At 57.2% G+C, this 13119-nt stretch carries 14 protein-coding genes; 12 read left to right on the plus strand and 2 right to left on the minus strand.

From position 1 onward, the window contains the following. Positions 1-4: 4 nt before the first annotated feature. The 9 genes from HGP14_RS28880 to HGP14_RS28920 are packed head-to-tail and all read left to right on the plus strand — an operon-like array spanning position 5 to position 8221. The gene (locus HGP14_RS28880) at positions 5-2440 is read left to right on the plus strand and encodes a conjugal transfer protein TrbE (protein ID WP_168833297.1); all 2436 of its coding nucleotides are present in this window, start codon (positions 5-7) and stop codon (positions 2438-2440) included. After that, positions 2433-3242 carry a P-type conjugative transfer protein TrbJ gene (gene trbJ / locus HGP14_RS28885; RefSeq protein ID WP_168833298.1) on the plus strand — a complete coding sequence of 270 codons (810 nt, stop codon included), beginning with the start codon at positions 2433-2435 and terminating at the stop codon, positions 3240-3242. Before HGP14_RS28880 ends, trbJ begins: the two co-directional genes overlap by 8 nt. Beyond that, positions 3239-3442 carry an entry exclusion protein TrbK gene (gene trbK / locus HGP14_RS28890; protein WP_168833299.1) on the plus strand — a complete coding sequence of 68 codons (204 nt, stop codon included), beginning with the start codon at positions 3239-3241 and terminating at the stop codon, positions 3440-3442. The genes trbJ and trbK overlap by 4 nt, the downstream gene beginning before the upstream one ends. Beyond that, positions 3436-4617 (plus strand): P-type conjugative transfer protein TrbL, encoded by a 1182-nt coding sequence (gene trbL, locus HGP14_RS28895; RefSeq protein ID WP_168833300.1) that lies wholly within the window; start codon positions 3436-3438, stop codon positions 4615-4617. The genes trbK and trbL overlap by 7 nt, the downstream gene beginning before the upstream one ends. A gap of 21 nt (positions 4618-4638) precedes the next feature. Further along, on the plus strand, positions 4639-5301 hold the full coding sequence (locus HGP14_RS28900; protein ID WP_168833301.1) for a conjugal transfer protein TrbF: 663 nt from the start codon (positions 4639-4641) through the stop codon (positions 5299-5301). 15 nt (positions 5302-5316) lie between these two features. Next, the gene (gene trbG / locus HGP14_RS28905; RefSeq protein ID WP_168833302.1) at positions 5317-6147 is read left to right on the plus strand and encodes a P-type conjugative transfer protein TrbG; all 831 of its coding nucleotides are present in this window, start codon (positions 5317-5319) and stop codon (positions 6145-6147) included. A 3-nt stretch (positions 6148-6150) separates the two neighbouring features. Continuing rightward, positions 6151-6597, plus strand: a complete 447-nt coding sequence (gene trbH / locus HGP14_RS28910; protein WP_168833303.1) for a conjugal transfer protein TrbH — start codon at positions 6151-6153, stop codon at positions 6595-6597. A 15-nt stretch (positions 6598-6612) separates the two neighbouring features. Then, positions 6613-7911, plus strand: coding sequence for an IncP-type conjugal transfer protein TrbI (trbI, locus tag HGP14_RS28915; protein WP_168833304.1), 1299 nt, complete (start codon positions 6613-6615; stop codon positions 7909-7911). 40 nt (positions 7912-7951) lie between these two features. After that, the gene (locus HGP14_RS28920; protein ID WP_168833305.1) at positions 7952-8221 is read left to right on the plus strand and encodes a hypothetical protein; all 270 of its coding nucleotides are present in this window, start codon (positions 7952-7954) and stop codon (positions 8219-8221) included. Positions 8222-8255: 34 nt separating this feature from the next. On the opposite strand, the gene HGP14_RS28925 is transcribed toward HGP14_RS28920, so the two are convergent. Then, a complete protein-coding gene (locus HGP14_RS28925; protein WP_168833306.1) occupies positions 8256-8498 on the minus strand; it encodes a hypothetical protein in 243 nt (80 codons plus the stop codon). A 540-nt stretch (positions 8499-9038) separates the two neighbouring features. Between HGP14_RS28925 and HGP14_RS28930 the strand changes: the two genes are divergently transcribed. Then, positions 9039-9338: a transcriptional repressor TraM gene (locus HGP14_RS28930; protein WP_168833307.1), complete on the plus strand. Its 300-nt coding sequence runs from the start codon at positions 9039-9041 to the stop codon at positions 9336-9338. Here HGP14_RS28930 and HGP14_RS28935 read toward each other — a convergent pair whose 3' ends face one another. After that, positions 9339-10043: an autoinducer binding domain-containing protein gene (locus tag HGP14_RS28935; protein WP_168833308.1), complete on the minus strand. Its 705-nt coding sequence runs from the start codon at positions 10041-10043 to the stop codon at positions 9339-9341. Positions 10044-10328: 285 nt separating this feature from the next. Here HGP14_RS28935 and HGP14_RS28940 point away from each other — a divergent pair, with 285 nt between their 5' ends. Then, a complete protein-coding gene (locus tag HGP14_RS28940; protein ID WP_168833353.1) occupies positions 10329-11942 on the plus strand; it encodes an RcgA family putative transporter in 1614 nt (537 codons plus the stop codon). Continuing rightward, on the plus strand, positions 11932-12927 hold the full coding sequence (locus tag HGP14_RS28945) for an RcgR family putative quorum lactone hydrolase (protein ID WP_168833309.1): 996 nt from the start codon (positions 11932-11934) through the stop codon (positions 12925-12927). The genes HGP14_RS28940 and HGP14_RS28945 overlap by 11 nt, the downstream gene beginning before the upstream one ends. The last annotated feature ends 192 nt before the right edge of the window (positions 12928-13119 follow it).

The raw sequence follows: 13119 nt of genomic DNA on the forward strand, positions 1-13119 counted from the left end.
CGCAATGGTTGCCTTACGCACATTTCGATCGACCGGTCCGTCATTCGCGGACCTCGTTCCTTATGCAGGCCTTGTCGATAACGGCGTTCTCTTGCTGAAGGACGGTAGTCTGATGGCCGGCTGGTATTTTGCCGGTCCGGATTCCGAAAGCGCTACCGATTTCGAACGCAACGAACTGTCCCGTCAGATCAATGCGATCCTATCGCGGCTCGGCACAGGCTGGATGATACAGGTCGAGGCGGTTCGCGTGCCGACGACGGAATACCCTTCCGCCGAGCGCAGTCATTTCCCGGATACGGTAACGCGCCTTATCGACGACGAACGACGGAGGCATTTCGGTCAGGAACGCGGGCATTTTGAAAGCCGCCATGCGCTAATCCTGACCTACCGGCCGCCCGAGCGCCGCCGGTCCGGGCTCACTCGCTACATCTATTCGGACACCGAAAGCCGTTCGGCGAAATATGCCGATACCGCTCTTGATGCGTTTCGCCGCTCGATCCGCGAAATCGAGCAATATCTCGGGAATGTTCTCTCCATACAGAGGATGCAGACCCGGGAGGTTCGTGAGCGGGACGGTGCTCGCATTGCACGCTACGACGAGCTTTTCCAGTTCATCCGCTTTGCGATCGCTGGCGAAAACCATCCCGTCCGCCTGCCAGAAGTCCCGATGTATTTGGACTGGCTCGCGACGGCGGAGCTCGAACATGGATTGACGCCGCGGGTCGAGAGCCGGTTTCTCGGCGTGATTGCGATCGATGGACTTCCGGCCGAGAGCTGGCCGGGGATCTTGAACAGCCTGAACCTGATGCCGCTGACCTACCGCTGGTCGTCGCGATTTATCTTTCTCGATGCAGAGGAGGCCAAGCAACGCCTCGAGCGCACACGCAAGAAGTGGCAGCAAAAGGTCAGGCCATTTTTTGACCAATTGTTCCAGACGCAATCCCGGTCGGTCGACCAGGACGCGATGGCCATGGTGGCCGAGACTGAGGATGCGATCGCTGAAGCCTCATCTCAATTGGTGGCCTACGGCTATTACACGCCGGTCATCATTCTCTTCGACGAAACCCGCTCGGTGCTGCAGGAGAAGGCGGAGGCGGTTCGTCGCCTCATCCAAGCGGAAGGCTTCGGAGCCCGCATCGAGACGCTGAACGCGACCGATGCTTTTCTCGGCAGCCTGCCGGGCAACTGGTATTGCAATATCCGCGAACCGCTGATCAACACGCGAAATCTTGCCGACCTTGTCCCGCTCAACTCTGTTTGGTCGGGCCAACCCGTCGCCCCGTGCCCGTTCTATCCTCCCGACGCGCCTCCACTCATGCAGGTTGCGTCTGGCTCGACTCCCTTCCGGCTAAACCTGCATGTCGACGATGTCGGCCATACCTTGATTTTCGGTCCGACCGGTTCCGGCAAATCCACGCTCCTCGCGCTGATCGCCGCCCAATTCTGCCGCTACGAGAAGGCGCAAGTCTTCGCTTTCGACAAAGGCAATTCGATGCTGCCGCTGACGCTTGGGGTGGGTGGTGAGCACTACGAGATCGGCGGCGAAAGCGGGGAGGGGGCCAGTCTTGCCTTCTGCCCATTGTCCGAGCTTTCGACTGACGCCGACCGAGCCTGGGCCTCCGAGTGGATCGAGACCCTGGTTTCGCTTCAAGGCGTGACGGTTGCGCCAGACCATCGAAACGCGATTTCGAGGCAGATTGGATTGATGGCCTCGGCGCCTGGCCGTTCTCTGTCGGATTTCGTCAGCGGCGTCCAGATGCGCGAGATCAAAGACGCCCTCCATCACTATACGGTCGATGGCCCGATGGGTCAGCTCCTCGATGCGGAAGAGGATGGGCTGACGCTCGGGCGCTTCCAGTGCTTCGAGATCGAGCAACTGATGAATATGGGCGAGCGTAATCTTGTGCCCGTTTTGACTTATCTCTTTCGCCGGATCGAGAGGCGGCTCGATGGCTCGCCAAGCCTCATCGTCCTGGACGAGGCATGGCTGATGCTTGGCCATCCTGTGTTCCGCGACAAGATCAGGGAATGGCTCAAGGTGCTACGCAAGGCGAACTGCGCCGTCATTCTCGCGACGCAGTCGATCTCCGACGCCGAGCGCTCGGGCATTATCGACGTCCTGAAGGAATCTTGCCCGACCAAGATTTGCCTTCCGAACGGCGCAGCTCGGGAAACCGGCACCCGCGATTTCTACGAGCGGATCGGTTTCAATGAGCGGCAGATTGAGATTGTCGCGAGCGCCATCCCTAAACGCGAATATTACGTGACCTCACCCGATGGCCGCCGGCTTTTCGACATGTCCCTCGGCCCGGTCACACTCTCCTTCGTCGGCGCTTCCGGCAAGGCCGATCTAGCCCGCATCAGGGCGCTCTCGTCGACCCACGGCCACGAATGGCCGGTTCAGTGGCTCATCGAAAGGGGGATCAACCGCTATGAGTGAAGCAGTCCAGTTTTCGAGGCTCGGCAGATCGTTGGTGGCGGGGTTGGTCGCCGCCGCCCTTACTGCAACGCCCACGGTTTCCTACGCAGGAGGCGCGGTTACCGGCGCGACCGAAATGACGCAGATGCTCAACAACGGTGAGCTTATCCATCTCGTTGGTCAGTCGACCGAACAGATCAATAACCAGATCAAACAAATCACGCAGCTTGCCGAGCAGATCCAAAACCAGCTCAATATCTATCAGAACATGCTGCAGAATACGGCCCAGCTTCCGAACCACATCTGGGGCCAAGTCGAAGGCGATCTGAACCAGCTGCGCAATATCGTCAATCAGGGTCAGGGCATCGCCTTTTCTATGGGCAACGCTGACGATCTGCTGAAGCAACGCTTCAAGAGCTACGCGGATTTGAAGACAAGCCTTCCGAACGCAGAGAGCTTTTCGTCCACCTATCAGACGTGGTCGAACACGAACCGCGACACGATTTCCAGCACGCTCAAGGCCGCGAGCCTTACCGCCGATCAGTTCGACAGCGAGGAAGATACGATGGACCAGCTGCGATCGATGTCGCAATCGGCGGACGGCCAGATGAAAGCACTTCAGGTCGGCCACCAGATCGCAGCACAGCAGGTCGCCCAGATGCAGAAGCTCCGCGGTATCGTCTCCCAGCAGACCACGATGATGGGAACCTGGCTGCAGAGCGAACAGACGGACAAGGATCTGGCGCAGGCTCGTCGCGAGAAATTCTTCAATGCTGATGTCCAGTCCATTCCCTCTGGCCAGAAAATGGAGCCCCGCTGGTGACCCGCCCCGTATTGATCGCCTCATTGTGCGTTGTGATCGCAGGGATTGCTGCGGTCGCCACAGTCGTTCTGGTGCGTGGGGAAAGCTCCGCCGCGCCGCAGATGAGCGAGGAGCAACGAGCAACACGCGAGAAGTTTTTTGGCACCGGCAAAGAGCTGCCGCCGATCGAAAAAGGGCAGGAGATGCGCCCGAGATGGTGAAGCGCTATCGGAAAGCCACCTTCCTCGTTGCGGGTATCGCGTTTCTCGCTTTGGCAGCACCTGCTTTCGCTCAGCAAGGCCAGGTCCTTACAGAACTGGAAAACCAGGTCTCGACAGCAGCCAAAGGGTGGGAAACCACCGTCATGGATGCGGCAAGAACGCTGTTCTGGATCCTCGCTGGAATCGAGGTCGGCATTGCAGCGGTGTGGCTCGCGATCCAGGCAGCATCGCTGGACAGTTGGTTCGCCGAGCTCGTTCGCCGCATCATGTTCATTGGCTTTTTCGCCTTCGCTCTCACTCAGGGTCCGACCTTCGCCAAAGCTGTCGTCGACAGCCTCTTCCAGATCGGCGCCGGTGGCGGCTCTGCGTCGCCCGCCGAGGTCTTCGACGCCGGAATCCGCGTGGCATCCCAGATGTCGGAACAGGCGAAGTTCGGCGTCTTCGAAGACAATGCCTTGGCTATTGCCGCAGTGCTTGCGATGGGCATCGTCGTCATCTGCTTCTCTCTCGTCGCGGCAATCTTCGTCTCGGTCATGGTCGAGATGTATGTCGGCCTGCTGGCAGGCATGATCATGCTCGGGCTCGGTGGCTCCTCCTTCACCAAGGACTTTGCGATCCGCTATCTCATCTATGCCTTCGGCGTTGGGATGAAGCTGATGGCCTTAGTCATGATCGCCAAGATAGGCTCCAACGTGCTGCTCGGCCTCGCGCAGGCGCCCACAGCCGAAAGCGACCAGTTTATCACCACACTCGCGATCGCTGGCATTTCCGTCGTCGTCTTCATCATCGCAATGTACGTTCCGAACATCATACAGGGCGTCGTGCAAGGGGCGTCGGTCTCCGGCGGCATGGAGACAATCCGTCACGGCGGACAGGCGGCCTCGTTTGCAGCGGGCGGCGCGTTTCTCGGCGCCGGCGCAGTAGGCGCTGGCTTTGCCGCTGCGCAGGCAGCGCGCGCCGGTGGGTCATCGGCCGCAGGCTCGGTGCTCCGTGGTATGGGCGCAAGTTTCAGCTCCGGCGCCATGGCTGCCGGATCCGCCGCAAAGGAGAAGGCGATCGGGTCGCCCGGCGCTTATGCCGGCTCCCTTCTCGGCCTGGCCAACGCCAAGCTCGATCAGGCGAGGGGCATTCCTTCAGCTCCGACACCTCATCCGGAAAGACCGGACAAACCATAATTCACGGACAGGATCACACAAATGGCAGGGCATACCGCACCTGAGAACCCGTATCTTGCCGCAAGGCAGGAATGGTCAGAACGCTACGGCTCCTACGTCAAGGCGGCTTCCGCTTGGCGAGCAGTCGGCATTTTGAGCCTGGGAATAGCGGTTATCGGCTTCGGTTACGCGCTTTATCTCAGCACGCAGGTCAAACTCGTCCCTTACATCGTCGAGGTCGACAAGCTGGGGAACACGGTTTCTGGCGGCTTCCCACAACAGATCGAATACGCGGACACCAGAGTCGTTCGCGCGACGCTCGGGAACTTCGTGACCAGCTTTCGTTCGATCACACCGGATGCTGTGGTCCAGAAGCAATATATTGACCGCACCTATGCCTTGCTGCGAACGAGCGATGCCTCCACGCAAAAGGTCAATGCATGGTTTCGCGGCAACTCGCCGTTCGAAAAGGCGGTCAACGCGACAGTGGCGATCGAGGTGAACAACATCGTCGCGCTTTCGAACCAGACCTATCAAATCGACTGGACGGAGTACGAGCGCGATCGGAAAGGCAAGGAGGTCGCGACCCGGCGCTTCCGGGGCATCGCGACCGTCTCGATCACATCACCACAGGACGAAGCAACAATCCGGCTCAATCCGATCGGCGTTTATGTGACCGATTTCGATTGGACCGCGCAACTTTGAAGGCAGGGATCTGCAATGAGGATCAAACACAAACGCGTCGCTCTTCGCTGCATGCTGACGCTCGCCTTATCGACCGGAGTTTCACCGATGGCTATCGCACAAAGCCTCACGGGCAATGAGGTGAAAGGGACGAACCTCTCCGGCAAATGGCGAGGTCAGGCCGGGCTGGTTACACGAGGACCGGACGGCAAGGTGATTTTTCTTTTCGGCGAGACTCAGCCGTCCGTCGTCTGCTCCCCATTGCAGGTCTGCGATATCGAGCTTCAGGGCGGCGAAATCGTCCGCGACGTCCTCGTCGGCGATACCGTCCGCTGGAAGGTGGAGCCAGCAACATCGGGCGCCGCCGGCGGGCAGGCGATCCATCTGATCGTCAAGCCATCTGAGCCGGGGCTTGTCACTTCGATGGTGGTGACGACATCACGCCGCACCTATCATATCCAGCTGAAATCGCATCCGACACAGTACATGGCCCGCGTCGGGTTCGAATATCCCGAAGATGCCGCCACAAAGCTCTCCGATATCAATGCACGTATCCAGGCCATGACCGGGTCGGACGGCGGTGTGGCTCCGGAACAGCTCGCCTTCTCCTATTCGTTGAGCGGAAACGCCCCGTGGCGGCCGAAGCGGGTCTATTCCGATGGGCAGAAGACCTACATCCAGTTTCCCCGCGCTATCTCCGGCCAGGACGCGCCGGTTCTCTTCGTCGTCTCGGGTGGACAGAACCGCATCGTCAACTATCGGATGGAGAACGACATGATGATCGTCGACTATAATATCGATAAGGCGATCCTGATTTCCGGGGTTGGCTGGAAGCAGCAGAAGATCACGATCCGGCGGGGAGGGTGATCCATGCAGCTTTATCGCCTCATTCCGATTGTCCTTGCCCTCAACCTAGCCGGATGCCAGACCGCAACCGATGGGCTGTCCACCAGCGCAGCACCCGCTGACGTCACCGGGCCTGCCGCCGGTGCCATCGCCGGCGACATGGCAGGACGTTTCGCCGAGCAAGCTGGATCAAGGACCACTCCCATCAAACTGCACAAGGATACATCCGAATTTGCCGTCGCGCTCGAAGCTGCTTTGAAAGGGTGGGGCTTTGCCATCGTCACAGATGACAAGAGCGCAAACGAGAAGGGTGCAGCAAAGCCCGTCGAGTTGACCTACTCGATCGTTGCCGCCGACGGACAAGTTCTGGCGCGTCTTTCGACTGACGCGATGGAGCTCGGCCGGGCCTACTCGGTGAGCAATGGGGTGGCGACGCCAGCAAGCCCCCTTTCCCTCATGAAGCGAAACTGACAGGCGGAGACGATCATGGTCCAATCGCTGCAACTGGGAACGTCAAATCAGTCTGCTGACGAGAAAGGGATGAAGCGCCTCAATCGCGTGCCCGTGTTCGTCGGCATCGGGATCCTGGTTCTGTTCCTCGCCGTTCTCGTTTACGGCCTCTCCTCACGTGGGCTGAGGTTTGGCCAGCACGACCAGAACGAAAACGGGACTGGCACGCCGGCTTCCACCTTCGCCGATCAGCTGAAGCGGGGTGTCAAAGACGGAATTATCGGCGACCGGGAGGAACAGCAGCCGGTGTTTCAGCCAACCCCGGTCCCACAGCAGCAGGAAGCCGCCCGTCCGGTGGAGGCAGAGCCCAAGGTCGAACCACGGGAGCCGCGCAGGTCTCGCATGGAATCGGACGAGGAGTGGAATGCCAGGATACTTCGCGAACAGCGGGAACAGATCTTTCGTGAACAGCAACGCCAGCGCATGGCAAGCCTACAGGCGAGGGGAGCGGCCCTCGACTCGCCGCTGAAGGTCGATATCACCGATGTCTCGGCACAATCAGCGGACACTGCGTCTGCCGGACCGCGTCAATCGAACTCCGCGCCATCCGGCGCGCAAGATCTTTATGCCGCAGCGTTGAGAGCGGGCGCTGCGGGTCAGGTCGATCAGAATGGACAATCGTCTAAGGAAGATTTCTTCAACGCAGACATCAAGGATCTCGGCTATCTGCCCAATCAGGTCGTGCCTCAGCAGTCACCTTACGAACTCAAGCGTGGATCGGTGATCCCCGCGACACTGATATCAGGCATCAATTCCGACTTGCCGGGCCGCATCACGGCGCAGGTCAACCAGAACGTCTATGACAGCGCGACCGGCCATTTCATGTTGGTGCCGCAAGGGACAAAGCTCTTTGGCCGTTATGACAGCAAGGTCTCATTCGGCCAGAACCGCGTCCTCGTCGTCTGGACCGATATCATCTTCCCGGATGGCTCGACTCTGCAGATCAGCGGCATGGCCGGGACCGACGCGGAAGGCTATGGCGGTTTCAGCGACAAAATCGACAACCACTATTTCCGGACCTTCGGCTCGGCCGCGCTCGTCGCGCTCATAGGAACAGGGATCGACATGTCTATGCCTCAGAGTTCAACTCTTGCCACGCAGGACACCGCCTCAGACGCGGCGCGGCGGAATTTTACCGAAACTTTTGGACGGGTCGCCGAGCAGACCATCTCGAAAAATCTCAATGTCCAGCCGACGATCAAGATCAGGCCGGGTTATCGGTTCAATGTGCTGGTTGATCAGGACATCATTTTTCCTGGCAGCAACAGGGGTTAAAGTCCGACACCCGGCCAGGCTCAACTGAAGGAGATAGTCGATGGTCGATAGGATGCCAGAGCGTGCGAAGGACGATCTCGACCGTGTAGTTCAACAGCTCTACGCTATTGCGCCCGAGGTTGATAAGCTTGCCACTAACTGTGCGAATGCGCTGCAGTCAAACGTTGATGCCGACGGCGACTACATCTCAAAGCGAACCATGAAGGCATTCACTGACATTCGAGAGGCGATTGCGCACCTCTATGCTGCTGGGCACGAAGTCATGGAGGAGCGAGACCGCTTCTTTGGAAAGCCGATGATACGGCGATAATCCGGTTGCGTACCAGTTGGTAGCTCCCCACAGCTCACTGCTGGTGCTTACCAGCCAAGAAAGTTTTGGCTTCGTCAGTCAAAATTAAAGCCGGGGTCCCGTGAAACGCGACCTCGCGAACAAGGTCTTTTTGCTCCAGCGTTTCGATAGTCCTGGTCGCGACCCGACGGTCGCCAATAAGCCAAACTCGACCGACACGTCTTTGATGCCTAAATTTCGCTATCGCGGTCAACGCGTCAAGCGAGGTCTTCGTGATGGATGTGGCTTCAGGTTTCATCATGCCGATCCGTTTCTGCTGAGTGTTCACGTAGGGGTCGGCCTGCTAACCTTCAAGGTGGTGGCCGTTCCGTGTAAAGCCCCCGGATGCTAGACCAGTAAGCAACGAATCGCGGGGGAATAGCATGCCGTTTTACAGAGTGACCTCTCGCAGCTTGCTCATCGAAGCTGACAATCCCGCAGAGGCCGCGATGAACGCTTACCGGATGTTCGAAGATCGAACGCCCTCTGCCTTTGAGGTTGTGGGTCCAGATACGGAGGTCAACGAGGTTCACCTCACCTCCGAGCAACAAGAGCAGGCAATCACAATAGCGTTCGCCAAGCGATCTGCGTCTTAAGGTTCCGGCTGTCACGGCTGCGAAGGTAGTGCCGTGGGCACGAGAAGGTAAGGGATCAGTCCATCCTGCAAAACTGCAGTGGAAGTGTCTCCGGCCGATCGCTAAAATAATTCTCAAGACAGTACGTGCTGTGTTGCTCGATTCTCATACGAGCAGACCTGTTGGCGTACATCGCAGGCTGTGCGTGGGCGTTGGGAGAAATTATGGGTCACGAGAGAAATGACATTACCACGGACATCGACCTGCGGCCGATTGTCGGACTGCTCTCGAACGAGTCCGAGCAAGTTGTCGAAATCCTGACCGTCGGCGCAATCAAGAGACATCGTACGCTTGTCGACCGCGCCGAGAAAATGTTCCAAGTCGCTCATGCAGCCGAGCGGGATGACAAGAACGAGCCGAATGACGCTCACCTAGCCTATCTGGAGGCGACGATCGAAATGCACGCACAGATGTCTGCGCTCACAACACTTCTCAACATTCTGGGCCGAACGCCGAAGGTTTGATCAAATCAGATCCCGCCGGATTGCCAGAGCCACGAGTTGGGTATTGTTGCAAAGGTCATAACGCCGCCTGACCTCGGCGAGCGCAATACGGACGGTATTATATTTAACGTGCTCAATATCGGCCGTGTCTTCCACCGTTTTGCCAAGTGATAGCCATCGCGTGTAAGTCGCCTCCTTCGGAGAGAGATAAAACGGTTCCTGGATCGAAGGAGTTACCTTCAGCTGTTCGATGCGGGCATGCAGCTGCCCAACCGCAGAGGATGCGGCGATCGGATCAATTTCTTCCTGCACAGTCAGAACGGGCTTTGAAGTGACGAAGCTCAACACTGAAATGGCACCACTGGAAATCGCAATCGGGATGGTGACGCCTGAACGGATCCCGAATTGCGATGCCGTTTCATAGAAAGTCTGGTCTTCCTCCGACAGAGTCCCATTTTCTTGCGTTCCTGACCAGATAAAGGCGCCGCGTGATTGTTGGGCTCGCTTCCTAATCGGATTTCGCCGGTCCAGGTCCAACTTTCGGCTACGCTTCAGCCAATCGGGATGCAGGTTTGATATCACGTAAAAGTCGCCCGGCAGCAGTTTGGAATAGTCGTAGCCGGAAAACTCGAACCGTTCGGCCAAATCCGCCAGGGCGGTTTTCAGCGTTGCACCGTCGTGCGCGACAGCGCTGATTTCTAAAAGCCCGGCGACAAGTTGGTTCATCCAAATCTCTCCCATTCAGTGCTGCTCTCCTGCCCGAAGCGCCTCATGGCGACAGTAGCGGAACGCGGTTCCGCACCTATGCGGCCTCTTCTACAACGCTAACGGGTGCAACTCGCGGGCGTTGACTCAGCCTGAGGTTGATTAATTCATTTGGTCAGGTCGCCCACTCGCTGTGCGTCTGTCATAAAATTATCCAACCTGAATTCGATAACCGGCGAGTGAGTGATTTGGCACGATGTAATATGAAGAGCAGTGAAACGAAACGAAATTAGAACTGGTAATCGATTGTTTCAGAACGGAAAATTATTTCTGCCACCACCAAACGACGGTAGTGATTGGAAGGAATTGTTCAAGAAACTTGCGGCGGCGGGCGCAGGCAGACCATTGGGCGAAGACGGATTTCCCGCAGGCCCATGGACGCCCGAGCTGCTTGCGGAGGCCATTTCCCAAATAGATTCGAACCAAGCTGGGGTTGATCTGAGGACCGTACAGCTTTGGTTTCAGGAAAATGACAGGGGAATTAGCGCCGCGAACATTCGTTGGCTTGCAAGGGTCTTTGGGTGCGATGATCCGGCGGCGACTGCAGCATGGCAGGTCGAGCTAAGTTCGGCTCAGGCGCGGCTGCAGGCCAAGAGACGGGAGGCGAAAAAGGCGGACAGTCTTGCGCTAGAAAGTCCAGATGTGTCGCCAGACCCCACAGTTGACGACGAGCAGTCGTCAGCGCTCGAGCTTACACCCGAAGCGGCAGCCGATCGGAAGAAGCAACGCTTCGGTTTGGCGCGAAAATCGGAGGCCCTTTTTAGCGGCGGCTCGCCGTTGAACTTGCCTGCATCAGTGTTTGCGGGCGCCTCCGCTCTCGGTTTTCTGTCGTACATTGTGGGGATCCACAGCGCAGTTTACGTCCGAGCGGATAACGTTGCGAAAGAGGTTGGATTTCTTTGGGCGCCGAATTGGACATTCCTTTTCATGGTGCTCTTGCCGCTGTTTTTCGCGCTCGTCACGGAGCTACTCGCTTTTTGGACAAAGAAAGGGCGCGTGAAGCTATGGTCGGGGAGCGACACGACCACAAGCGAGGATGATTGGGCACGCAATGTCGAGGCGTCTTCCTCGTCCTATTGGGCGGTGTTTCTGATTTGTGTGTTGTTTGCCGGTGTTTTCCAGTGGATTGGCGTTTGCCTCATCCCATTGCTGGAAGGCGGAGCAGACTACGCGACAAGTTGGGGCACGCTGGCAACTGTGCGACCGGAGGTTATATCGGTACCGGTGTCGATCGGGTTCACGGCCTTCGCTTACCTCTACATGAGCCTTTGCTTTTATCTATTCTTTGCCGGACTCATTTTGCTGCATACGATGGTCCATGATCTGAGAAAAATCGGCGCCGAAGCCACGATCCTGCAGCAGGTTGGATCTCAAGGCGAAGTCTATGAGCTTTGCTTGAGATTAATGCGTGGGATATTTCGTTGCACAATTCTGGGCATTCTCGTCGCCGTGTGCATGAAAGCTCAGAGCTCTTATTTGACATCAAATGCCAAAAATATCGTCGACTGGCTGTCAGGAGACATGTATTCGGCACTGGCGGGACGTGAAGGTGTTAGCAATGGGTTCCACTATCGCATGCCCACCCATTACAGCAGCCTGCTCGTTGCACTTTCGACCCTCGTTGTCTTCGTCTACGGTTCGATCTGCCTGCGAGCTATCGGCACGCGGTTTCATGTTCCTCTCTGGAAGATGGCGGCGGTCGTGACATGGCTGTTTGCCACCTACCTGCTGGTAGATGCATTCGTGGGTTTCTCAATCGTGTTGGGCTCCGGTGTACTGGTCGCGGTGTTCAGCCTGGTTGATCCTGGCCTAGGCAGTCGGCGATCCAGTGAAATAGGAAGCAAACAAATTGTATCTTAGCTGGCTTGATCGGTGGGATGAACAGCGGGCGCGACGCGGTGAGGACGGGAAGGAAACGACGAGTTTCATCCTTGATGCAGACCGTGTGTTTCCAGGTGAGGAAATCGACACCATCCGCGAATTTTGTGCACGCGCAGATGAAGCTTCGACTGACCCGACGTTTTTTGATGAGCAAAACGGCGGCGATCAACAATTCGAAGTGGGAGAGCATTGGATTAAATTTCCATCGGACATTTCTACCGATGTCGCAGAGAATAATATCGTCTGGGCGAAAATCACCAAGAGTGGATCACTCGACAAGGCACTGGTGATTTTTCACCATTGGAACGCACGGGCTCGAAACGCTCACATTGCCAACTTTATGTCACGGCGCGGCATCACTGTCGTTGAGATCGCAATGCCTTATCACTTCGAGCGTAGCCGTCCCGGTTCATTGCACGCGGATTACATGCTGAGCGCCAACCTTGGTCGAACGATCCAAGCCGTAAGGCAGGCGGTGTCTGATGGAAGAAAACTCATCCGCTGGCTGAAGAGCGAGGGATATCGAGAAATCTCCGTCCTCGGCATGAGCCTCGGTTCCTGGGTCGCAGGATTGATTGCCGCACATGATGCGAACGTTTCGAAGGCTTCGCTGTTTCTGACGGGTGGAAGCCTTGCGGATATGGTTTGGACCGGTCGAGCGACACGATCTATCCGTAGCAGCCTCGAGCCGGAAATCGAGCTGGCTGATCTCAGGCGAGCATGGAGCCCATTCAATCTCGAGAACTATGTGCATCGTCTGGCTCGGCCGGATCTTGATCTTCAAGTGGTGCTTGCCAAGAGAGACACGGTTGTGTTCCCGGAGCTGTCGGAAAGCTTGTTACTAGGTTTGAAAAACGCCGGCAGCCGGCCGCAGATCCTGAAATTAAACTGTGGGCACTATTCCCTCGGGAAACTACCATACATTTTGTACGTCGGTTTGAGCTTAAAGCGGTTTCTGTCTTAAGTTGACAGGGTACTAAGTGTCAGCGTGACAATCGGGTGCATGAGGTGCCATAAACTTAAGTGCCTTTACGAACTTGACGAACTTATCCATCTTTGCCATATGAGTACTTCTGTATGGAGGAAATGTTATGGCATCTCCCAAGGCAAAACCCAGCATGAAAGACGGCTCAGCCCGCAGGGATGGACCAAATAG

The organism is Rhizobium sp. P32RR-XVIII, from assembly GCF_012641395.1.
Lineage (GTDB): Bacteria > Pseudomonadota > Alphaproteobacteria > Rhizobiales > Rhizobiaceae > Rhizobium.